Below are 22,225 nucleotides of genomic sequence, written 5' to 3' on the forward strand. Positions count from 1 at the left end.
CGATGATAGTGTGCACCCAAATAAAACAGAGGTAAACTGGGCGCTACGCCCGGGCCTGTTCTCTTTTGCGAGCCTTGCATCATGACCGATAAAATTCCTGCTTCAACAAATCCGGTTTTCCAGAATTTTGCGCCGCCGATCCGCGAGCAGAGCGCTCTGCGTCAGATTATTACGAGCGCCTATCGCCGCTCGGAAGCGGAATGTGTGACGGCTCTGGTTGAGCAGGCGACGCTCCCGGAAGAAACCCGCAAATCCGTTCGTGCTACCGCTCGCAAGCTGATCGAGGCGCTGCGCGCCAAGCACAAGGGCACCGGCGTTGAAGGTCTGGTGCATGAATATTCGCTGTCGAGCCAGGAAGGCGTGGCGCTGATGTGCCTTGCCGAAGCGCTGCTGCGTATTCCGGACATGGCAACCCGCGATGCGCTCATCCGCGACAAGATTTCCAATGGCGACTGGAAGTCCCATATTGGCGGCGGTCGTTCGCTGTTCGTCAATGCGGCAACCTGGGGCCTCGTCGTCACGGGCAAGCTCACCAACACCGTCAACGATCGCGGCCTTTCGGCTGCGCTGACGCGCCTTATCGCCCGCTGCGGCGAGCCGGTCATCCGTCGTGGCGTCGATATGGCCATGCGCATGATGGGCGAGCAGTTCGTCACCGGCGAAACCATCGACGAAGCGCTGAAGCGCGCCAAGCCGCTGGAAGAGCGCGGTTTCCGTTATTCCTACGACATGCTGGGCGAGGCTGCGACCACCGCTGCCGACGCCGAGCGTTACTACAAGGATTACGAAACAGCCATTCACGCCATTGGCCGCGCTTCTGCCGGGCGTGGCATCTATGACGGTCCCGGCATTTCCATCAAGCTTTCGGCGCTGCATCCGCGTTATGTCCGCTCGCAGAGCGAACGCGTCATGGGTGAATTGCTGCCCAAGGTGAAGGCGCTTGCTGCAATCGCCAAGTCCTACAATATCGGTCTCAATATTGATGCTGAAGAAGCCGACCGTCTGGAACTGTCGCTCGATCTGTTGCAGAGCCTGATCGAAGATCCGGATCTGGCCGATTGGGAAGGCATTGGCTTCGTGGTGCAGGCCTATGGCAAGCGCTGCCCGTTTGTGCTCGATTTTATCATCGATCTGGCTCGGAGTAACAAGCGCCGCGTCATGGTGCGTCTGGTGAAGGGTGCCTATTGGGATGCCGAAATCAAGCGCGCGCAGGTGGACGGTCTGGAAGACTTCCCGGTCTATACCCGCAAGGTGCACACCGACGTTTCCTACATCGCCTGCGCCCGCAAGCTGCTGGCGACAACCGATGCCGTCTTCCCGCAGTTTGCGACCCACAATGCGCAGACGCTGGCGACGATCTATCACATTGCCGGACAGGATTTCAAAACCGGCCAGTTTGAATTCCAGTGCCTGCACGGCATGGGCGAGCCGCTTTATGACGAAGTTGTCGGCCCGTCCAAGCTTGGCCGTCCGGCCCGCATTTATGCGCCGGTTGGTACGCATGAAACGCTGCTGGCCTATCTGGTCCGCCGTCTGCTCGAAAATGGCGCAAACTCGTCCTTCGTCAATCGCATTGGCGATGAAAACGTGTCGGTCGATGAACTCGTTGCCGATCCGGTCGAGGTCGTGCGCTCCATGGCTGTCGTCGGTGCGCGCCATGACCAGATTGCGCTGCCGGAAGGCCTCTATGGCGCTCGCCAGAATTCTGCCGGTTTCGACCTGTCCAACGAAGTGACGCTCGATGCGCTGAGCAAGAAGCTTGAAGCAACGGCAGATCGCAACTGGACATCCGAGCCGCAGGTTGCAGGCGCTAAGGTCAAGGGCGCAAGCCGTCCGGTACTCAACCCGGGTGATCGCGAAGATGTTGTCGGCACGGTTACGGAAATCGATGCCGCCGATGTTGCCAAGGCGATGGCTGTCGCAAAGACTGCGACTGCAAGCTGGTCGGCGGTTGCGCCCACTGAGCGCGCTGCCTGCCTTGATCGCGCAGCCGACATCATGCAGCGCGACATGCCGGAGCTTCTTGGTCTTGTGATGCGTGAAGCTGGCAAGTCCATGCCGAACGCTATTGCCGAAGTGCGCGAAGCCATCGACTTCCTGCGTTATTACGCCGAACAGACCCGTCGCACATTTGGCGTTGCCCATAGGGCGCTCGGTCCTATCGTCTGCATCAGCCCGTGGAACTTCCCGCTCGCTATCTTCACCGGCCAGATTGCTGCAGCACTTGTCGCTGGCAATCCGGTTCTGGCGAAGCCTGCCGAAGAAACGCCGCTGATTGCTGCGCAGGGCGTGCGCATCCTGCATGAAGCCGGTATTCCAGCTGATGCACTTCAGCTTCTGCCAGGCGATGGCCGTATCGGTGCAGCACTGGTTGCCGCGCCGGAAACCTGTGGCGTGATGTTCACCGGCTCGACCGAAGTTGCGCGTCTCATTCAGGCCCAGCTTGCGTCCCGTCTGCTGCCAAATGGCAAGCCGATTCCGCTGATCGCCGAAACCGGCGGCCAGAACGCGATGATCGTCGATTCTTCGGCTCTCGCCGAGCAGGTCGTCTTCGACGTTATCGCTTCCGCTTTCGACAGCGCCGGTCAGCGTTGCTCGGCGCTGCGTGTGCTCTGCCTGCAGGAAGACGTGGCCGACCGCATTCTGGCTATGCTGAAGGGCGCGCTGCGCGAACTGTCCATCGGTCGCACCGACAAGCTGAAGGTCGATATTGGTCCGGTCATTACTGACGAAGCCAAGGGCATCATCGAAAAGCACATTCAGGGCATGCGTGAGCTTGGCCGCAAGGTTGAACAGCTTCCGCTTGGACCGGAAACGGCCAAGGGTACCTATGTTGCACCGACCATTATCGAAATCGAAACACTGCGCGATCTGAAGCGTGAAGTGTTCGGCCCGGTTCTGCATGTGGTGCGCTACAAGCGCGACGACATGGAGCGCCTGATCGACGATATCAACGCAACGGGCTATGGCCTGACCTTCGGTCTGCATACGCGCCTTGACGAAACCATCGCCAATGTCGCCGATCGTATCCGTGTCGGTAACATCTATATCAACCGCAACGTCATCGGTGCGATTGTCGGCGTGCAGCCTTTTGGCGGTCGGGGCCTGTCCGGCACCGGCCCGAAGGCTGGCGGTCCGCTCTATCTTGGACGCTTGGTCGATACCGCGCCGATCCCGCCGCGTCACAGCTCGGTTCACACTGACGCAGCGCTCAAAGATTTCGCAAAGTGGCTTGGTCAGCGCGGCATGAATGATCTGGCGCAGGCAGCGCGTGAGACGGGCAGTGTTTCGGCGCTTGGTCTCGATATCGAGCTGCCGGGTCCGGTCGGCGAACGCAACCTCTATGCGCTGCATCCGCGCGGCCGCATACTGCTGGTTCCGCAGACCGAAATCGGTCTCTATCGCCAGCTGACCGCAGTACTCGCTACTGGCAACACGGCGGCGATCGATGCGGCTTCTGGCTTGCAGGCAAGCCTGAAAGACCTTCCGGCCAGTGTCGTTGCCCGCATCAGCTGGAGCAAGGACTGGCAGGCGGATGCGCCTTTCGCCGGTGCGCTTGTTGAAGGCGACAGCGCGCGTATTCTGGAGGTCAACCAGAAGATCGCAGGGCTGCCGGGACCGTTGGTTCTGACGCAGGCTGCATCGACGGAAGAACTGGCCGCAAAGGACGACGCTTACTGCCTCAACTGGCTGTTGGAAGAGGTTTCCACCTCGATCAACACGACGGCTGCGGGCGGCAATGCCAGCCTGATGGCAATCGGCTGATTGCTTGTCATTTGAATGTTTGGAAAAGGCGGCTTTCGTGCCGCCTTTTTCTTTGCGTTCATAGATTTGTCATCGGAGAAGGATAGGCGCATCGAACGTTCATTCGTTCGATTCTCACTGGGAAACAGCCATGACTTTGCAATCTCGACAGGATCTCGACACGCGGCTTGCTCTTGCACAGGCCCTCGCGCAAAAAGCGGGTGCAAAGGCGCTGGATTATTTTAATCGTCGCGAGACGCTGGTGATCGAAACCAAGGGCGACTTGCAGGATGTGGTGTCTATCGCAGATCGTGATGTCGAGCAGCTCATTCGCGCCCGGGTTTCGGATGAATTTGCCGAAGACGGATTTCTCGGTGAAGAGTTCGGGCTGAACGGGGGATCTTCCGGTTATACCTGGGTGGTCGATCCCATTGATGGCACCAGCCCCTTCGTCAATGGCATGCCGAGCTGGTGCGTTTCCATTGCTGTTCTCAAGGATGGTGAACCCGTTGTCGGTGTCATCTATGCGCCATGCTTCGACGAGCTTTATGTATCAGCTGAAGGGCAGGGCGCGACCCTCAACGGCAAGACGCTGACGCTCGATCCGTCGCGCACCATTCGCAATGCGGTTACCGGTATTGGTGCAAACCATCACGTCACCCCGCAGACGATTGCGAAGATAGTCGAGAACCTGCTTGAAGCAGGCGGCACGTTCATTCGCAACGGTTCTGGCGCGCTGATGATTGCCTATGTGGCAGCAGGGCGTCTCGTTGGTTATTACGAGCCCTTTATGCGCGCTTGGGACTGCATGGCGGGCATCTGCCTTGTGCGCGAGGCTGGCGGTTACACCCATCCTTTTCCGACCGATGGTGAAAACCTCACCAAGGGGAACAAAGTCTTCGTTGCCGGTCCCGGCGCAGTGGATGATCTGAAGAAAGTCGCTGGACTATAAGAAAAAGCCCCGGAAATCCGGGGCTTTTTTTAGGCATCTTGGATTTCCCATTGGTCAACACTTCGCCCAACAAAATAGGCATATGGATCGTTGGGTATACCAGAGAGATACTCGGAGACTGATCCAGTATTGGTGGTGATAGTCTCCGCATCGCGATCGTAAATGAGCTCCATCGGCGATTGAGATCTCCGTTTGACAAGCCACGCGCAAGACGATCCGTTAGGGATGTTTGGGTTGTTGTCGCCGAGCTGAATCAGTTGGGCATCAAGATGTGGTACTTCAAGAGTGAAGACGTTTTCAGCCATCCGATTCAAATGCCATATATAGTCAGCATTGATATTTGCGTCGTCTTCCAACAATAGAACTGTATATGTCCCATTGTCTGTTGGTTCGGGAAGATATGCTAAATACTTGCGGTAGGTTGTGTTATATATTCTTACCAATCTTGCCATTGTATCCTCTAAACTTGACCATTTGTAAATCAAATTAGAGGTTTTAATAAAGTTCTATCAAGCTGGCAGCATTGCCATCTTTACCCTCACCTTCTATGAGGTTGGATTATCGCGCTGATAAATCCAGTCATGGTCTGGATGGTTCTTAAAGCGCCATTTGCGCAGCGGTCCGGCCATGACATTGAGATAATACATCTCATAGCCATAGGGCGAACTGCAGGGGTGATGCCCTTTCGGAACCAGCACGACATCACCATCTGAAACGGCCATGGTCTCATCAAGACTGCCGTCTTCGGTGAAGACACGCTGGATGCCATAGCCCTGCGCCGGATTGAGCCGGTGGTAATAAGTCTCCTCCAGATAGGTCATATCCGGATAATTGTCCTCGTCATGCCGGTGCGGCGGGTAAGACGACCAGTTGCCCTGTGGCGTGAACACTTCCGTAACCAGCAGGCTGTCGGCAACGTCGCGGCCTTCCATCGCGATATTGTGGATGTAGCGCGTGTTGGCGCCCTTGCCGCGCTGCTCCAGCGTCAGGCCTTCGGGGCCAAGTTTCTGCGCCTTGCGTCCGGGTTTGCCCGGCGCGGTGCAGACGGCGAGGACGCAATCGGTCGTGGCCATGGCGATCCAGTCGCTTTCGGCTGGAACATAGACGCAGTGCGGCGGCAGCTTGTCGAAAACGCTCATGCGTTCGCCCATATCGCCGAAATCTTCGCCGGATGCGGTAATTCTGGCCTTGCCTTCCACCAGAACCAGAATGACCTCGGTGTCGTCGGTGCGCTCAGAGACCGTGTCGCCCGGTTTCAGCCGGTAGAGGCCGAAGCCGACATAGCCCCATTCGGCGCTTTCCGGTGTGATGTCGTGGACTTTGCCATGCGCGCCCTGTGGCTTGCGTAACAGATTGGCCATGTCTCAGTCTCCCTTGTCGAGCCCTGCTTCCCTGGCGAATGCTTTCAGCGATTTCAGCCCAAGCGTCTGATATTCGAACGGGTTGCGGATATCCGGGTCCTGTTCGGCTTCGATGACGAGCCAGCCCTGATAGCCGTGTCCGGCTGCTTGCTTCAGAACGGGCACGAAATCGACTGCACCGTCCTTGTCGCCGGGAACCGTGAATACGCCGCGACGCACGCCTTCAAGGAAGGACAGGCTCTGGTCGCTGACTTCGGTTGCAATGGTCGGGCGAACATTCTTGGCGTGGATATGACCGACGCGCGCCATATGCTTTTTTGCTGCGCGCTCAGGATCGCCGCCTCCGAACAGGCAGTGGCCGGTGTCGAGCAGGAGTTTGGTTGCCGGGCCGGTATGTTGCATCAGCAAGTCGATTTCGTCCTCGCTTTGCACAATCGTGCCCATATGGTGGTGATAGACGAGCGCGATCCCCTGTGCCGCCGCATGGGCAGCCAGCGCTTCAACGCCTGCGCCGAAGGCTGCCCAGCGGGCCTCTTCCAGCACAGGGCGCTCGGAAAGCGGCTTGTCATTGTCACCATGAATGGCGTTGGAGGTTTCGCAGACGATGATCACCTTCGAGCCCATGGCTTTCAGAAGATCGAGCGCTGGCTGCATCGCGGCCTTCTCGTCTTCGACCGAATTGACGAGCAGGTTAAGCGAGTGCCAGCCGGAGACATAACGCAAACCGCGCGGTTCCAGTACAGCCTTGAGGGCTTGTGGCTCCTGCGGGAATTTATGGCCCTTTTCTATGCCGTCGAAGCCGATTTTCGCTGCTTCATCAAGGCATTGGTCCAGCGTGATATGCGCGCCAAGGCTGCGGTCGTCATCATTGGACCAGGCAATGGGATTGGTGCCGTAAAGGATCATCGGTCAGTTTCTTTCCTTGAGCTGGGCTTCATAGTCACGGCGGGCTGCGCGCACCTGTTCACGCTCCGATACTTCCGGCACGGCGACATCCCACCACCAGCCGCCGGTGCCGGGCGTCGGATAGGGGTCGGTATCGATGACGATAACGCTTGTCCGCAGGCTCTCGCGCGTTTCGGCAAGGGCCGCTTCCAGTTCCTTGATCGAGGTAACCTTGCGCGTATCCGCACCCATGGCACGGGCATGCGCGGCGAAGTCGATCTGCGACGGGTTCACATGGGCCGAATGGTCGAGCAGATTGTTGAACTCTGCGCCGCCGGTGGCCATCTGCAGCCTGTTGATGCAGCCAAAGCCCCGGTTGTCGGTCAGGACAACGGTGATTTTCTGGCCAAGCATGACGGCGGTCGCGAGTTCGGAATTCGCCATCATGTAGGAGCCATCGCCAACCATGACGATGACATCCCTATCCGGCTCCGCCATCTTGATGCCAAGGCCGCCCGCAATCTCATAGCCCATGCAGGAGAAGCCATATTCCATATGATAGGACATGGCGCGCCCGGCCTTCCACAGCTGGTGCAACTCGCCCGGCATCGTACCGGCTGCGCACATGACAACCGTATTGTCGCGTGACTGGCGTTGCACGGCACCGATGATCTGCATGTCGGTGGGCAGGGCATTGCCCTCCTCCGGCGCAGCGGTGATCCGGTCTGCATCGGCAAACCATTTGTCTTTCAAGCGCGTGTCTACCGGCTGGCGCTTGTAGCCAGAAAGCCCGGCTCCGAGTGCCTGCAACCCGATCCGCGCATCCGCCACCAAAGGGAGCGCATTGTGCTTGGACCCGTCATAGGGCTGTACGTTGAGCGATAGCAGCTTGCGTCCGGGATGCTTGAACAGAGCCCATGAGCCGGTGGTGAAATCCTGAAAGCGGGTGCCAACGCCGATCACCAGATCCGCTTCGGCGGCAACGGCATTGGCGCTATCAGCACCTGTCACGCCGACCGGGCCAAAATTGAGCGCGTGATCCCATGGCAACGCGGATTTCCCCGCCTGCGTTTCGATGACGGGAATGCCGTGCGTTTCGGCAAATTGTTTCAAAGCCTCATATGCGCCGGAATAATGCACGCCGCCGCCCGCGACGATCACGGGCTTGGATGCACTCTTTATGGCTGCGATGGCGGTTGCCAGCTCCAGCTCATCCGGTGGAGGGCGACGCCAATGCCAGACTTTGGGCACAAAGAATTCCAGCGGCCAGTCATAGGCTTCCGTTTGAACATCCTGACAGAAAGCGAGCGTCACCGGGCCGCAATCGGCAGGGTCGGTCATGGTGCGGAAGGCGCGGGGCAAGGCAGTGAGAAGCTGTTCCGGTCGGGTGATGCGGTCGAAATAGCGGCTCACCGGGCGGAAACAGTCATTGACGGTCATGGTGCCGTCGCCAAAATCCTCGATTTGCTGAAGCACAGGATCAGGACCGCGATTGGCAAAAACATCGCCCGGAATGAGCAGAACGGGCAGGCGGTTCACATGGGCCAATGCCGCCGCCGTTACCATATTGGTCGCGCCGGGGCCGATGGAGGATGTGACGGCGCAGGCGCGCTTCCGGCCAAGCTGCTTGGTATAGGCAATGGCCGCATGGGCCATGGTCTGCTCGTTATGGCCGCGCCATGTCGGCAGTTGCTCGCGGATGCCGTAAAGCGCTTCGCCTAGCCCCGCCACATTGCCATGCCCGAAAATAGCCCAGACGCCTGCGATGAATGTGTCGCCTTCCGGCGTCATCTGGTTCGCGAGATAACGCACCAGCGCTTGCGCGGCGGTCAGTCGAACGGTTGTCATGTCTCCTCCCGACATATGAATCAGTGTCTGCGCACTTTGTCCCAGACATCGCACAGGTTTTTGTAGCGCGCGACCATTTCGGCAATGGCCTCATCATCGCTGATCTTGCCGTTCAGCCATTTGCGCGCTGCGTCACCAAAGATGGTTCTGCCGACGGCAAAGCCTTTCACAAGATCGAAGCCTGCCGCAATTGCGAGGCTCGATTCCAGCTCCTCCGCTGGTGCGTCAAGCCCAAGGACGACAATACCACGGGTGTATGGATCGTTGCGGGTGATGGCTTCACAGGCATTGGCCCAAGCCGCCTTGGTCTTCATCGGTTCCAGCTTCCACCAGTCGGGATAGACGCCGATATCGTAGAAACGCTGAATGACGCGCGCCGCAGTCTCGTCATCGACGGGGCCTGCCTTGGAAGGAATGATCTCCAGCAGGAATTCCAGCCGGTTGCGTCGCGCCGCCGTGAAAAGCCGTTTGACGGTGGCTTCCTGTTCAGCCTTCATGTCTGCGGTATCGTCTGGGTGGTAGAAGCACAGGAGCTTCACCACATGCTCGACCGGCCATTCCACGAGCCCACCGCAATCCGCGCCAAGGTCCGGTTCAAGCTTCAGCGGGCGTGATCCCGGCCATTCTGTTGGTCGTCCGATCCATAGTCCGGAACCAGCCGCGCGATAGAGCGCATCACGGCCCAGCCTGCCATCGCACAGAATGCCATAGCCGCCGCTTCCGCCGGAAACCTGCAAGGCGGCGTCGAGGCACAAACGTTTGAATTCGCCGATCTTGGTGTTATCCACGCCAGCTTCGGCAGCCATTTCTTCCAACTGTATGCGATGATCGAAAGCAAAGACCCGCATATGTGGCCACTCACCATTGCGGTTGGTGGACCAGTGCACCTGTTCCAGTTGCGCATCCTTGCGAAGCGCCTGATCGCGAATGCCGGTGCGGAAGAAATATTGCATTTCTTCCCAGCTTGGATAAGCGGGTGTGCAGCCATGCCGGGAGACGGCGAAGGCGCCGCAGGCATTGGCGAATTTCAGGCTGGTCGGCCAGTCTTCGCCTTTCAGCCAGCCGCGCAGCAGACCGGACATAAAGCCGTCGCCTGCACCCAGCACATTGAAAACTTCGATGGGAAAGCCTTCGCCGCTTTGGCCCTTGTCGAGATCGTCCGGAATATCGCCTTCGAAAACCACCGCACCCATCGGCCCGCGTTTGCAGACAAGGACGGCATCGGTGATCTTGCGAACAGCGTTGAGGGCTGCGAGCGTGTCGGTCGAGCCACCCGCAATGTGAAACTCTTCTTCCGTGCCGACGATGAGGTCAAACAGCGGCAGGCTCGATTGCAGCTTTGCCGTGACGGCTACCGACTCGATGAAACGGTTTTCGCCATCGCCATGCCCCGACAGGCCCCAGAGATTGGGACGAAAGTCGATATCGAGCGCGGTGCGGCTGCCATTCTGGCGCGCAAGGCGCAACGCCTTGAGGACCGCCGCTTCTGTGCGCGGATGCGACAGATGGGTGCCGGTTGCGAGAACACATCCGGCCTCAGCGATGAAATCCGGGTCGATATCGTCTTCGCAAAGCGCCATGTCGGCGCAGTTCTCGCGGTAGAAAATGAGCGGGAAATGCTGCTGGTCACGTATGCCGAGAATGACGAGTGCGGTCAAACGTTGCGGATCGGTGACGATGCCGCGTGTGTCCACGCCTTCCCGTTCCAACTCGTGCAGCAGGAAACGGCCCATATGTTCGTCGCCGACCCGCGTGATCAGCGCGGATTTGAGGCCGAGCCGGGCGGTGCCCGTCGCGATATTGGTCGGTGAGCCGCCAACATATTTGTTGAAGGAGGCCATATCTTCGAGAAGGCCGCCGATCTGCGCGCCATAGAGGTCCACCGAAGACCGGCCAATCGTTATCAAGTCGAGCGGCTTCTCCATGAAATGCGCTTCCTCCCTCGGCACCTCTTATGATGACCGCAATGCGATTCTGTGCGCATAGCAGTTATTCCATTTCTGATTAAAATGGATTTATTATTCCATTTCAACCGAAAAATAGAATGCAAGCATTTCCAGCAAAAGTGCGTAGCGGTTTTGCGTAGGACAATGCGTAGAAACAAATAGATAGAGCGGTTCCACGATTCCGCTTTAACTGGAACCGCTCTAGCCTGATTGGCGGGCGGTGCCGACTGCGACTGCAAGCGCAATGGCGAGGCAGAGAGTGGCGGAAAGAGAGCGGAAAGCGCCGAAATCCACTTCGGACACCAGTAAGGTCTGGCGTGAAAGCTTGCTCAGGGGGCTGACGATGGTATCCGTGATACCCACGACATCGATGCCGCGTGCGGCGGCTGATTCCGCCATCTCGACGGTTTCAGCGGAGTAGGGGGAAAAGGTGATCGCCAAAAGCACATCGCCTTTGCGGATGGCGTGCATGTTTTCCAGCTTGCCGACAGCGCTGTGCAGCATGGCCGGAACCTGCATCTTTTCCAGCGCATAAGCGAGATAGCTTGCCACCGGAAATGCGCGGCGGATACCGACCAGATGGATCGTCTCTGCGCGCGCGAGAATCTCGACGGCCCTTTCAAGCGCTTCCGGTTCTATGGTCTTGAGCAGGCTTTCAAGTGATGTGCGCCCGGCTTCGGCAAATTCGGCCAGCAAGGCAGGTGCGCTGTTGGCTGCCGTCTCCCGCAGATGTTCAAGGCGGGTCGAGTAATCCGGCCAGCCGCCGGCATAGGATTCGCGGAAAAGCTTCTGCATTTCCGAAAAGCCGGAAAAGCCGAGCAATTGGCAGAACCGCATGAAGGCAGAGCTTTGAACGCCCGCGCCGTCGGCCATTTCCGCAACTGTCGAAACCGCGATACGGTCCTGATTGGCTGCGACAAAATCCGCGCATTGCTTGAGCCGTTTCGGCAGACGGTCTGAAACTTCCAGCAGACGCGCTTCAAATTCCTTGACGGTCGTCGGGGCTGGGGATGAAGCGGATACACTATCCATTGCGGACTTTCCAAAAGGGTATCTTGACAATCTTTATGCTACATTCTAGCAAAATAGAATAAATATTCCAATATGCCTTGCGCGTGATCCCCAATAAACGGGGCAATTTAGCGGTAAATGCATCGGTGGGAATATCAAGCATTTTTGTAGCCGTCCAACGGCTGTTTCCTGGGAGGAATAAGGCAATGGTGACACGTCTGGCACTGCTTGGCGCAGGTCGCATCGGCAAGGTTCATGCGGGCGCGATAGCGTCGGACAGGCGCGCCAGACTGGTCGCGGTCGCCGACGCCAATGAAGCGGCGGCGCATGCCATTGCCGACGCCGCCGGTGCGCAAGTGCGCACAATCGAAGAGATCGAAAAGTCGGATGACGTTGACGCCGTGCTGATCTGCACGCCGACCAACACCCATGCCGATCTGATCGAGCGCTTTGCGCGGGCGGGCAAGGCCGTGTTCTGCGAAAAACCGATTGATCTCGACATCGCCCGGGTGCGCGCTTGCCTGAAAGTTATCAAGGAGACGGGCGCGAAGGTGATGCTCGGCTTCAACCGCCGTTTCGATCCGCATTTTGCAGCCGTCCGCAAGGCGATTGATGACGGCCAGATCGGCAAGGTCGAAATGGTGACGATCACGAGCCGCGATCCCGGCGCGCCGCCAGCCGAATATATCAAGGTTTCAGGCGGGATTTTCCGCGACATGACGATCCATGATTTCGACATGGCGCGTTTTCTTCTCGGCGAGGAGATCGACAGCGTTTCGGCTTCGGCCTCGGTGCTCGTGGACCCGAAAATTGGAGAACTTGGCGATTTTGATAGTGCCAGCGTCATCCTGACAACGGCGTCCGGTCGTCAATGCGTTATCTCCAATTCGCGTCGCGCTTCCTATGGCTACGATCAGCGTATCGAAGTGCATGGATCGCTGGGTGCGGCATCGGCGGAAAACCAGCGTCCGGTATCGATTGAGGTGGCTTCGAAGGATGGTTACACCCGCCCGCCGCTGCACGATTTCTTCATGACGCGCTATACACAGGCCTATGCGGCAGAAATCGCGTCTTTCATCGATGCGCTGGATAGCGGCAAAGCGCCGTCGCCTTCCGCCGAGGATGGCTTGCAGGCCTTGGCACTGGCCGAGGCGGCTTTGCGCTCGGTTAAAGAGGGGCGCACGGTGAAAGTTGCGGACGTTCTGGCTTAAGCGTTGATTTCCGTTTGCCTTTCCGGTCGCGAGGCTGCGATATGCGGATATGGCTTACAAAATCGATGACCTGCCGCTTGAGGAACTTTTCCTGGCCGTGACTGGCGCGACTGCCGCGCTGACACGGCTGGATGAGCGGCTGGCGCGTTCTGCCATATGTGACGGATTGATACGGCGCATGCATATGCATGACGCCGTTTCATCCATGTGGCTGGAAGGCGAACTGGTGCATCTGGAAGACCTCGTACTCCATGATGCGCTGATGGATAGCCGCACGCCGAGCCATGCCCTGACCGTCGCCCATGCGGTGCTGCGCATGCGCCGCCAGATTGCGAGCCGTGCTGCAGGCTGGGCGATGAGCCCTGTCGGTATGCGGCAGCTCTTGGGGCTTAACCCCGATATCGCCGAAACACCGGAGCCGGAGCCATCCATCCTGTCCGACGATGATGACAGTGATCCGCTGCTCGATGATATCGATGCGCTTCTGGCGCGGACTGATGCCCTGTTGAAAGGCGTGACGAGTGAAGCCCGCAAGCCGAAGCCGTTGCCACGCGATACGCTGATCTATGAAGACGACTGGGACGAGGCCGAACGTCTGCAAGAATGGCGCGATATCTTCGATTCAACCCGGCATTTGCCGCCGCTCTTGCGCGCCGCAATCATGCATGACGCCTGGTTTTCGATGCAGGTGGTGCAGCGTTCATCCTGGATTGGCCGCCTGTTGACGGCGTCGTTCCTGAGCCAGTCGGGCATTGCCGCCCATCACCTGCCAGCGATCAGTGTCGGATTGCAGACGAAAAAGCCCAATGAGCGCCGTGCGCCGAACCGGCTGATGCGCCTCAAGGTTTTTCTGGCGGCAATCGAAGAAGCTGCCGAAGCGGGCATGAAGGAGCATGACCGCCTGATGCTGGCGCGCGAGCAGTTGCAGCGCAAGCTGAAGGGCCGCCGCTCCTCATCGCGTTTGCCGCAATTGATGGAGCTGATCCTGAACAATCCGCTGGTTTCAAGCCAGATGATCGAGAAGGAATTGCAAGTCACGCAGCAGGGCGCGTTGAAGTTGGTCAGTGAACTCAACCTGCGGGAAATGACGGGGCGCGGTCGTTTCCGCGCCTGGGGTGTTCTGTAGTCACTGTCAGGCTTCGCCGCCCATGCAGTTGTCACGCAGATGGCTGGCGAATAACTGGAATTCGTTGCGCCGGGCCGCATTTGCCCGCCACGCCAGAACCAGCGAGCGATAATTGTTCTTGCCTTCATAGGGCACGATGCTGAGATCGGTGCCGCGCGCCACATTGGCCTTGACCGCCAGCTCCGGTAACAGCGTGACGCCCATGCCGAACTGTACGAGCTGAACCAGCGTCATGATGCTGGTCGCGTGCACGTCGCCGCCGCTTTGCGCAGGCTTTGAGCCGATGGCCGCCATCACATGTTCACGCAGGCAATGGCCGCTTTCCAGCAGCAGAAACGGTTCGTCCAGCACGTCGTCGGCATCGACGTGATCCCGGTTGGCGAGTGCATGATCGCGACGCACGGCAAGGAAAAACGGATCATGCCCGATTTCCGCCATTTCGAATTCGTCGAGATCATAGGGGTGCGCCACGAGCGCGACATCCAGCGTGCCGGAGCGCAGGCTTTCCAGCAGGCTGCGCGTCAGCCCTTCGCGAACTGTCAGTTGCAGCTCGGGAAAGGCTTTGGCCGTCGCAGGCAGAACTTTCGGCAGGAAGAAGGGCGCGACAGAGGGAATGACGCCCAGCCGCAGGCGCGTGGTCAGCGGACGCTCGGCCTGTCGCGCATGTTCGGGCAGTTCTTCGATGCGCGCAACAATATCACGGGCGCGAGCCAGAAAATCCTCTCCGGCAGGCAATAGCTGCATGCGTCGGCCCGTACGGTCGATCAATGTGACGCCCAGTTCTGCTTCCAGCGCCTGAATAGCCGCGCTTAATGTCGACTGGGTTACGCCAACGGCATCAGCGGCGCGCGAAAAGGAGCCTGCCTGTACGAGCGAGAGAAAATAGTGGAGTTGGCGGACGCTGATATTGAGCATGAAATGAAGGGCTTATCGTTATAATCGATATGAACAATCGCTTTAATCGCTTTGACCGATAGGAGCAAGCCGACTATAGATGACTCGCAAGCAGAAAGTTCTGAAAATTCTGAACTTTCTGAATATCTATAGAATTTACAGGCAGGTGTTAAGATGCTCGGTATTGGCGATAAGCTTCCCTCTTTCAAGGTCACCGGCGTAAAGCCCGGCTTCAACCATCACGAAGAAAACGGTGTTTCGGCATTCGAAGAGCTGACGGAAACGAGCTTCGAAGGCAAGTGGAAGGTTATCTTCTTCTACCCGAAGGATTTCACCTTCGTCTGCCCGACCGAAATCGCAGAATTTGCCCGTCTGGCTTCGGATTTCGAAGACCGTGACGCTGTTGTTCTCGGCGGTTCTACCGACAATGAATTCGTGAAGCTGGCATGGCGTCGCGACCACAAGGATCTCGACAAGCTGCCGATCTGGTCGTTTGCAGACACCAATGGTTCGCTGGTTGACGGCCTCGGCGTTCGTTCGCCAGATGGCGTTGCCTACCGCTACACCTTCGTTGTTGATCCGGACAACACGATTCAGCACGTTTACGCAACCAACCTCAATGTTGGGCGCGCTCCGAAGGACACGCTGCGCGTTCTCGATGCTCTGCAGACCGACGAACTGTGCCCTTGCAACCGCGAAGTCGGTGGCGACACGCTGAAGGCAGCCTGATCTGCCTCGCACAACCAATCAAAAGGCGGGTTAAGGCCCGCCTTTCTTTTATCCAGCAATAAGCACTAAGAGGGTTCCATGTCGATTGACGATCTGAAGTCAAAAATCCCGGATTTCGCCAAGGATGTCCGCCTCAACCTGTCGTCCATGGCCAGCGACGAAACGCTGACCCCGCAGCAGAAATACGGTCTGTTCGTGGCTTGCGGCATCGCTTCGCGCAATGCCGAGGTGCGCAAGGCGCTGACCGCCGAGGCTGTTGGCAAGGTTGACGCATCGGTGGTTCAGGCTGCAAAGTCGGCTGCGTCCATTATGGGCATGAACAATGTCTATTACCGCTTCGTGCATCTGGCCTCCAACAAGGATTACCGCACACTGCCAGCCAAGCTGCGCATGAATGTGATCGGCAATCCGGGCGTGGACAAGGTCGATTTCGAACTCTGGTCGCTTGCCGTGTCGGCGATCAACGGTTGCGGCATGTGCATTGACGCGCATGAAGATGTGCTGCGCAAGGCCAATGTGACGACGGAAGTCATTCAGACGGCTGCACGTTTTGCGTCGATCATCCAGTCGGTCGCAATCGCTCTGGAAGCTGCCGACGTCGAATAAGGTTTCGGCATCGAACAACAAAAAGCCCGCGTGGAGCGATCCACGCGGGCTTTTGTTTGTTTTCAGGCGTGGCCTTATCTACCGCGCTTGAACGAAATGAAGGTAAAGCCGATCAGCGAGACCACGGCAGCAGCCACCATGTAATAGCCGACATAGTCAAAGCTATAGTGGGTGGCGAGCCAGGTCGCGATATAAGGCGCGACCGATGCGCCGAGGATGCCGGCCAGATTGAAGGTCAAGGATGCGCCGGTATAGCGTACCGAGGTCGGGAACGGCTCGGCAAGTGCTGCGCCGATTGGACCATAGGTCATGCCCATCAGGCCGAAACCGATGATGAGGAAGGCCAGAACGCCTGCCGTACCGCCCATGAAAAGCGGAGCCATGATCAGGCCGTAAGCGCCAATCAGGATCGTGACGATGATCATCACCGGACGCATGCCGTAGCGGTCGGACAGGATAGCCGACAGCGGAATGGTCAGGCCGAAGAATACGACGCCGATCATCTGCAGAACGAGGAATTCCTCACGGCTATAGCCGAGCGCGCGCGTGCCCCAACCGAGCGAAAACACGGTCATGAGATAGAACAGCACGAAGGTTGCGACTGCGGCAATGGTGCCGAGGAACAGGTTCAGCTTGTGCTGCTTGAACAGCGTGGCAACCGGCACTTCAACGCGCTCTGCCTTATCGATGGCCTTCTGGAATTCCGGCGTTTCAGCGATCTTCAGGCGAATGAAGAGGCCGACTGCGACGAGAATTGCACTGGCAATGAACGGAACACGCCAGCCAAAGGCGAAGAACTGTTCTTCGGTGAGGACTTCGGCCAGAAACAGGAAAATGCCCGTTGCCAGAATGAAGCCGACCGGCGCGCCGAGCTGCGGGAACATGCCGTACCAGGTACGCTTGCCTTCCGGTGCGTTTTCGGTTGCGAGCAGCACTGCGCCACCCCATTCGCCACCGAGGCCGAGGCCCTGGCCGAGACGGCACAGCGCCAGCAGGAGAGCTGCCCAGACGCCAATGGATTCATAGGTCGGCAGGAAGCCGATGGCGACCGTGGAAATACCCATGGTCATGAGCGCTGCAACCAGCGTTGCCTTGCGGCCGATCCGGTCGCCGAAGTGGCCGAACAGCGCGCCGCCAATCGGGCGGGCAAAGAAGGCGATCGCAAAGGTAGCAAGCGATTGCAGCAGAGCCGAATTGCCATCGCTGGCCGGGAAAAACAGATGCGGGAATACAATCACCGCCGCCGTTGCATAAATATAAAAGTCAAAAAACTCGATCGTTGTGCCGATCATGCTTGCGGCCAGAACGCGGCGCGCGGAGTTTTGCTGCGGAACAACCGCTTGAGCGACAGTCATTTTTCTTATCCGTTTTTGGTGGGCTGTTATAATTGGGAGCAGCCAAGATGAGGTTCTTTAAAACCTTGCAATACGGAATCGCAAGCGGAAAAGGGTGTTTGCGTAATTTTATGAACGCAGAACTCTTCTTTTCGAAACAAAAGTGAAAGTGTGATCAAAATCAAGGGAGGCAAGAATAGGCCTTTCAATTGTCGCACGGCATCCCTAGATTCGGGTCGATAACCAGTTGGGCATCAGCTCGGATGCGGATATGCAATTCATGAAACGCAACATCAGTGGCAGACACAACATGTGGGGACTTTCCGTCCTGCACGTGCAGTCGCGTATGCTGGTTGCGGTTCTGTCACTGTTGTTTCTGGTTTCCACACAGCTTTGCTATGCTATGGCGCATGATATGCCGACGGCAGGCGTTTCCGTTGGCTGCCACATGAGCGAACAACAGTCCGCTGATAGTACGATGCCCGCGTCTCATCATGCGGGGCAACAAGCGCCCACGGATCATGGTGCAAAGGCGCCCGTCGCCTGTGTGATGATGACCTGCGGCTGTATTGTTCAGTTGACTGCCGATATTGGTGTGCTTGCACCGTCACAGGATTTCGGTCTTCCTCCGCTCGTTGCTGCAATGAGCAGCAATCCCCGGCACGACCTTTTACGACCTCCAATAGCGCTCTCGCTCTAATCGCCGAATGCGCTGCCGATCCATCGGCGGTGTCAGGATTATTGTCTGGAATTCTATTTGGAGACTTCACCATGCGTGGATTAACTCGCCGTCGTCTGCTCGCGCTTGGCGCGGGCGCGGCAAGCCTTGCCGCCATTCGCCCTTTGACCGGTTTTGCGCAGGATGCGCATCAGAATATGGGCCATGGCGCCATGGAAATGGCCCCGGCAGCCAAGGGCCAGAGCCTGCCCATACCGCCCTTGCTGGAACCCGATGCCTCGGGCGTCGTAAGGCTCAAGATCGGCAAAGGCCGCCACTCTTTCGAGCCGGGCAGTGATGCGGCGTCCGCCGGTATCAACGGAACCTATCTTGGTCCCGTCGTGCGCCTCAAGAATGGCGAAAGCGTCACGCTCGCTGTTGAGAACGGCATGGATGAGGAGACGACCTTGCATTGGCACGGGCTGTTCGTTCCATCGGTCCTTGACGGTGGGCCGCACAATCTCGTTCCGTCGGGAGGGCGCTGGGAGCCGAAGGTAGCGGTCAATCAGCCCGCATCGTTCAACTGGTTTCACCCGCATCTGCATGGTTCCACCGCCCGTCAGGCGCATATGGGAATTGCCGGGCTGATGATCGTCAGCGACGGCAAGGATGCGGAGCGCGGCCTGCCGGAAACCTATGGCGTGGACGATATTCCATTGGTGCTTCAGGACCGCCGTGTCATTGAAGGCGACAAGGTGTATCAGCCTGATATCATGGATCTGATGCATGGCTTTCGCGGGGACCGGCTGATCGTCAATGGCGTTATCTCGCCCGAAGCGAAAGTGCCTGCGACAGTCGTGCGCCTGCGCATTCTCAACGGCGCCAATGCGCGCAATTTCCATGTGCGTTTCAGCGACAATCGTCCGCTGCATGTGTTTGCTTCCGATGGCGGCTTTACCGGCAAGCCGGAAGCTGTCGAGCGGCTAACGATCAGCCCCGGCGAGCGTTATGAGGTGCTGGTCGACTTTTCGACAGGCGGCGAGGGTGTTGAGCTTCTGACCGCCAGCGATGATAACGGCGGTAAGGACCAGATGCTGATGCGGTTCGGTATCGACAGCGCGCTTGAGGGAAGGGTCAAAAGCGTACCGGCAAATCTGGGAGCACCGGAAGCGCCAGACCCCGGCAAATCGGTGCGCAGGCGTTCATTCTTCTTTGATGAGCGCATGGCCGAAAACATGAAGCTGATGATGCAAAAGCCTGCCGCAGACCCACATGCTGGCCACGACATGGGCAGCATGGATATGAGCAAGATGGATATGGGGGCTATGCAGGGTGGTGAGATGAACCACGATATGATGCACGGCAGCCGTACATCTGCCGAGGCAGGTCCGGCGCTGGATGCGCTGACGTCCGGTGTGCGCATGGCGATTGCAGGCGAACCTTTCGATATGAAGCGCATTGATGTCGAGGCCAAGATGGGCTCCTGGGAAATATGGGAGCTGACCACGAAGGAAATGGCGCATCCGTTTCATATTCACGGAGCCTCCTTCCGTATCCTGACGTTGAATGGCAAGGCTCCCCCCGCCCATCAATCGGGATGGAAGGACACGGCGCTGATCGATGGCAAGGCGGAGCTTCTGGTGCACTTCGACCGGGAAGCCGTGCCCAGCCATCCGTTCATGTTCCATTGCCATGTGCTGGAGCATGAAGATGTTGGCATGATGGGACAGTTTGTAACTGTCTGATCCGATGCCGGATTGCGCGGCGGAACACCGCCGCGCAATCATTCGCTCGATGCGAAAACCGAACAATTTGCCGATCCGCACGTTAGTCCTGCATCAGAAACGAATTTGAGGATGGAGGAGACGATGCGCAGTTTGATTTTAGGTTCGATACTGGCGCTTGCGACCGTGCCCGCCTTTGCGGACGGTGTGAGCGTGAAAATGTTTGAAGCGCTGCCCACGGGGCAGGGCAAGGAACTCGGCACGATAACAATTTCGCAAACCGCTGACGGCCTGCGATTTACACCCAATCTCCAGGGCATAGCTGCGGGTGAACATGGTTTCCATGTCCACGAGAAGGGAAGCTGTGCACCGGCGGAACAGGACGGAAAGACCGTTGCCGCACAGGCGGCTGGCGGTCACTATGATCCGGACCATACCAAGCACCATATGGGGCCGGAAGGCGAGGGCCATATGGGTGATCTGCCGCTCTTGAAAGCGGATGCAGACGGCAAGATTACCGGCAGCGTGGTTTCGCCGCGTCTCAAATCGCTGGATGAGGTCAAGGGCCGCGCCCTGATGATCCATGTCGGCGGCGACAATTATTCGGATGAGCCAAAGCCACTCGGTGGCGGTGGCGCACGCTTTGCCTGCGGCGTGATTGAATAGTCCGCGTAAAATGCCCCGGAGTTGTCGGCTCCGGGGATTGTGTTGCGTCTGGCTTAGCCCCAGTTCTCGATGCGCAGTTTCGAGCCGTCAGAAAAGCGGGAAATGTGGAACGGTGATGGATCGACCACCGGCGTTTCACCGCTGACCATATCCGCTACCAGACGGCCAGCACCGGGGCCGATGCCGAAGCCGTGGCCGGAGAAGCCGGTTGCGACGATCAGGCCTTCAACACCAGGGATTGGCGAAATGGTCGGAATGATATCCGGCATGGTGTCGATCATCCCCGCCCATTCCTGCGCAATCGATACAGATGCGAAGGCCGGGATCGCCTGTTTCAGCTTTGCCAGAATGGCCGCATTGGCGGCGCGGTGCGGTTCCGGGTCCAGCGTGCGGACTTTCTCGAAGATCGAGACCTGATCGGCAGGACGCAGCTTCCACTGGAAAGCTTCTTCAAAAAAGCGCTGTCCGAAACGAAAGCGCACATTGAACCACTCGCCGCTTGACAGCGACGGAAGAAAATCCTTCAGATAGCGGAAGCTGTCAGGGACGATATCAGCGATCGAGCCGCCGAGGCTTGCTACCGTATAGCCGCCATCGAGCCGCTTGCGCAGTGCGAAGTCCGAATAGGCGATGGCAGGTTCGACACCGGCTTCAATCGGCGTGGTGCGGAACACCGACGAGCGCACTTTGAGCTGCGGCAGGCGGGCGTTGAACTCCGATATGATCAGACGCGACCAGGCCCCGCCAGCCACCACGACAGCCTCACAACGCACGCGGCCCTTTTCCGTTAAAACAGCAGTGACACGACCATTGGTCGTCTCGATGCCGCGCACGGCGCAATTCTGCATGATGACGGCACCATCTTCCTGCGCCTTGGCGGCAAAGGCGGGCACGGCCTTTTGCGGCTCTGCGCGACCGTCGAGCGGCGTGATCATGCCGCCTGCGAGGCGTCGGGTCAGGCCGGGAGCCAGTGCTTCGGCCTGCTGGCTGTTCAGAATGTCGGTTTCAATGCCATGTTCGCGGGCGGCGGCAATCCACTGCTCGTAACTCGCCATCTGCTCGGCTTTTTCAGCCGCATAGGCAATGCCGGTCACGCGGAAGCCGGTTTCGCGGCCCGTGCGCTCGTTCATTCCATCCCAAAGCCGCATGCTTTCAACGATCAGCGGCATTTCGCGGGTATCGCGGCCCGTGCGACGGCACCAGCCCCAGTTGCGGCTGGATTGCTCGCCAGCGATTTCACCCTTCTCGAACAGGGCGACCGGAATGCCGCGTTCGGCCAGAAACAGGGCGGTGGAAACACCGATGACGCCGCCGCCGATAATGGCAATTTTCGTTTCTTGCGGCAGGCGTTCGGCTGTCGCGACCTTGTCCGTGACGGGCCCCATGGTCATTCTCCTGAAGTGTGATTGGGCATGCGGAAGAGTGCCGAACATGCTCCGCTTTTTGCCCGCAATCAACCAAGTTGATACTCAAAGCAACATCGAATTCTTAAAAAGATGGAGGTGCTTATCCAGTTCTTGAGAAAATCGG

At 58.3% G+C, this 22,225-nt stretch carries 18 protein-coding genes; 9 read left to right on the plus strand and 9 right to left on the minus strand.

Annotated features, from left to right (window positions below):
• The first annotated feature begins 81 nt into the window (after positions 1-81).
• The gene (gene putA, locus FHW03_RS05890) at positions 82-3,765 is read left to right on the plus strand and encodes a trifunctional transcriptional regulator/proline dehydrogenase/L-glutamate gamma-semialdehyde dehydrogenase (protein ID WP_182519773.1); all 3,684 of its coding nucleotides are present in this window, start codon (positions 82-84) and stop codon (positions 3,763-3,765) included.
• A gap of 130 nt (positions 3,766-3,895) precedes the next feature.
• The gene (locus FHW03_RS05895) at positions 3,896-4,696 is read left to right on the plus strand and encodes an inositol monophosphatase family protein (RefSeq protein ID WP_182519774.1); all 801 of its coding nucleotides are present in this window, start codon (positions 3,896-3,898) and stop codon (positions 4,694-4,696) included.
• 29 nt (positions 4,697-4,725) lie between these two features.
• On the opposite strand, the gene FHW03_RS05900 is transcribed toward FHW03_RS05895, so the two are convergent.
• From FHW03_RS05900 to FHW03_RS05925, 6 genes are all read right to left on the minus strand, one after another.
• A complete protein-coding gene (locus tag FHW03_RS05900; RefSeq protein WP_182519775.1) occupies positions 4,726-5,148 on the minus strand; it encodes a hypothetical protein in 423 nt (140 codons plus the stop codon).
• A gap of 93 nt (positions 5,149-5,241) precedes the next feature.
• The gene (iolB, locus tag FHW03_RS05905) at positions 5,242-6,057 is read right to left on the minus strand and encodes a 5-deoxy-glucuronate isomerase (protein ID WP_182519776.1); all 816 of its coding nucleotides are present in this window, start codon (positions 6,055-6,057) and stop codon (positions 5,242-5,244) included.
• A 3-nt stretch (positions 6,058-6,060) separates the two neighbouring features.
• Positions 6,061-6,963, minus strand: coding sequence for a myo-inosose-2 dehydratase (iolE, locus tag FHW03_RS05910; protein WP_182519777.1), 903 nt, complete (start codon positions 6,961-6,963; stop codon positions 6,061-6,063).
• A gap of 3 nt (positions 6,964-6,966) precedes the next feature.
• Positions 6,967-8,790: a 3D-(3,5/4)-trihydroxycyclohexane-1,2-dione acylhydrolase (decyclizing) gene (gene iolD, locus FHW03_RS05915; protein WP_182519778.1), complete on the minus strand. Its 1,824-nt coding sequence runs from the start codon at positions 8,788-8,790 to the stop codon at positions 6,967-6,969.
• A 20-nt stretch (positions 8,791-8,810) separates the two neighbouring features.
• Positions 8,811-10,715: a 5-dehydro-2-deoxygluconokinase gene (gene iolC, locus FHW03_RS05920; RefSeq protein WP_182519779.1), complete on the minus strand. Its 1,905-nt coding sequence runs from the start codon at positions 10,713-10,715 to the stop codon at positions 8,811-8,813.
• A gap of 222 nt (positions 10,716-10,937) precedes the next feature.
• On the minus strand, positions 10,938-11,768 hold the full coding sequence (locus FHW03_RS05925) for a MurR/RpiR family transcriptional regulator (protein ID WP_182519780.1): 831 nt from the start codon (positions 11,766-11,768) through the stop codon (positions 10,938-10,940).
• A 185-nt stretch (positions 11,769-11,953) separates the two neighbouring features.
• On the opposite strand from FHW03_RS05925, the gene iolG reads away from it, so the two are divergent.
• A complete protein-coding gene (iolG, locus tag FHW03_RS05930) occupies positions 11,954-12,958 on the plus strand; it encodes an inositol 2-dehydrogenase (RefSeq protein WP_182519781.1) in 1,005 nt (334 codons plus the stop codon).
• A 49-nt stretch (positions 12,959-13,007) separates the two neighbouring features.
• Complete coding sequence (locus tag FHW03_RS05935) at positions 13,008-14,084, plus strand: RHE_PE00001 family protein (RefSeq protein ID WP_182519782.1); 1,077 nt, start codon at positions 13,008-13,010, stop codon at positions 14,082-14,084.
• 6 nt (positions 14,085-14,090) lie between these two features.
• Here FHW03_RS05935 and FHW03_RS05940 read toward each other — a convergent pair whose 3' ends face one another.
• Positions 14,091-14,999 (minus strand): hydrogen peroxide-inducible genes activator, encoded by a 909-nt coding sequence (locus FHW03_RS05940; RefSeq protein WP_182519783.1) that lies wholly within the window; start codon positions 14,997-14,999, stop codon positions 14,091-14,093.
• A 153-nt stretch (positions 15,000-15,152) separates the two neighbouring features.
• Between FHW03_RS05940 and FHW03_RS05945 the strand changes: the two genes are divergently transcribed.
• Both FHW03_RS05945 and FHW03_RS05950 read left to right on the plus strand, forming a co-directional pair.
• A complete protein-coding gene (locus tag FHW03_RS05945; protein ID WP_078336808.1) occupies positions 15,153-15,707 on the plus strand; it encodes a peroxiredoxin in 555 nt (184 codons plus the stop codon).
• Positions 15,708-15,785: 78 nt separating this feature from the next.
• Positions 15,786-16,313 carry a carboxymuconolactone decarboxylase family protein gene (locus FHW03_RS05950; RefSeq protein ID WP_182519784.1) on the plus strand — a complete coding sequence of 176 codons (528 nt, stop codon included), beginning with the start codon at positions 15,786-15,788 and terminating at the stop codon, positions 16,311-16,313.
• Positions 16,314-16,387: 74 nt separating this feature from the next.
• Here FHW03_RS05950 and FHW03_RS05955 read toward each other — a convergent pair whose 3' ends face one another.
• Positions 16,388-17,668 carry an MFS transporter gene (locus FHW03_RS05955; protein ID WP_182519785.1) on the minus strand — a complete coding sequence of 427 codons (1,281 nt, stop codon included), beginning with the start codon at positions 17,666-17,668 and terminating at the stop codon, positions 16,388-16,390.
• Positions 17,669-17,918: 250 nt separating this feature from the next.
• On the opposite strand from FHW03_RS05955, the gene FHW03_RS05960 reads away from it, so the two are divergent.
• The 3 genes from FHW03_RS05960 (at position 17,919) to sodC (ending at position 20,695) form a co-directional block, all read left to right on the plus strand.
• Entirely contained in the window at positions 17,919-18,347 is a 429-nt protein-coding gene (locus FHW03_RS05960; protein ID WP_182519786.1) for a hypothetical protein, read from the plus strand.
• A 71-nt stretch (positions 18,348-18,418) separates the two neighbouring features.
• Positions 18,419-20,050, plus strand: a complete 1,632-nt coding sequence (cueO, locus tag FHW03_RS05965; protein WP_182519787.1) for a multicopper oxidase CueO — start codon at positions 18,419-18,421, stop codon at positions 20,048-20,050.
• Between the two features lie 123 nt (positions 20,051-20,173).
• Positions 20,174-20,695 (plus strand): superoxide dismutase family protein, encoded by a 522-nt coding sequence (sodC, locus tag FHW03_RS05970; protein ID WP_182519788.1) that lies wholly within the window; start codon positions 20,174-20,176, stop codon positions 20,693-20,695.
• Between the two features lie 53 nt (positions 20,696-20,748).
• On the opposite strand, the gene FHW03_RS05975 is transcribed toward sodC, so the two are convergent.
• Positions 20,749-22,080 (minus strand): FAD-binding oxidoreductase, encoded by a 1,332-nt coding sequence (locus tag FHW03_RS05975; protein WP_182519789.1) that lies wholly within the window; start codon positions 22,078-22,080, stop codon positions 20,749-20,751.
• Between the last annotated feature and the right edge of the window lie 145 nt (positions 22,081-22,225).

Source organism: Ochrobactrum sp. RH2CCR150 (genome assembly GCA_014138095.1).
GTDB lineage: Bacteria > Pseudomonadota > Alphaproteobacteria > Rhizobiales > Rhizobiaceae > Brucella > Brucella gambitense.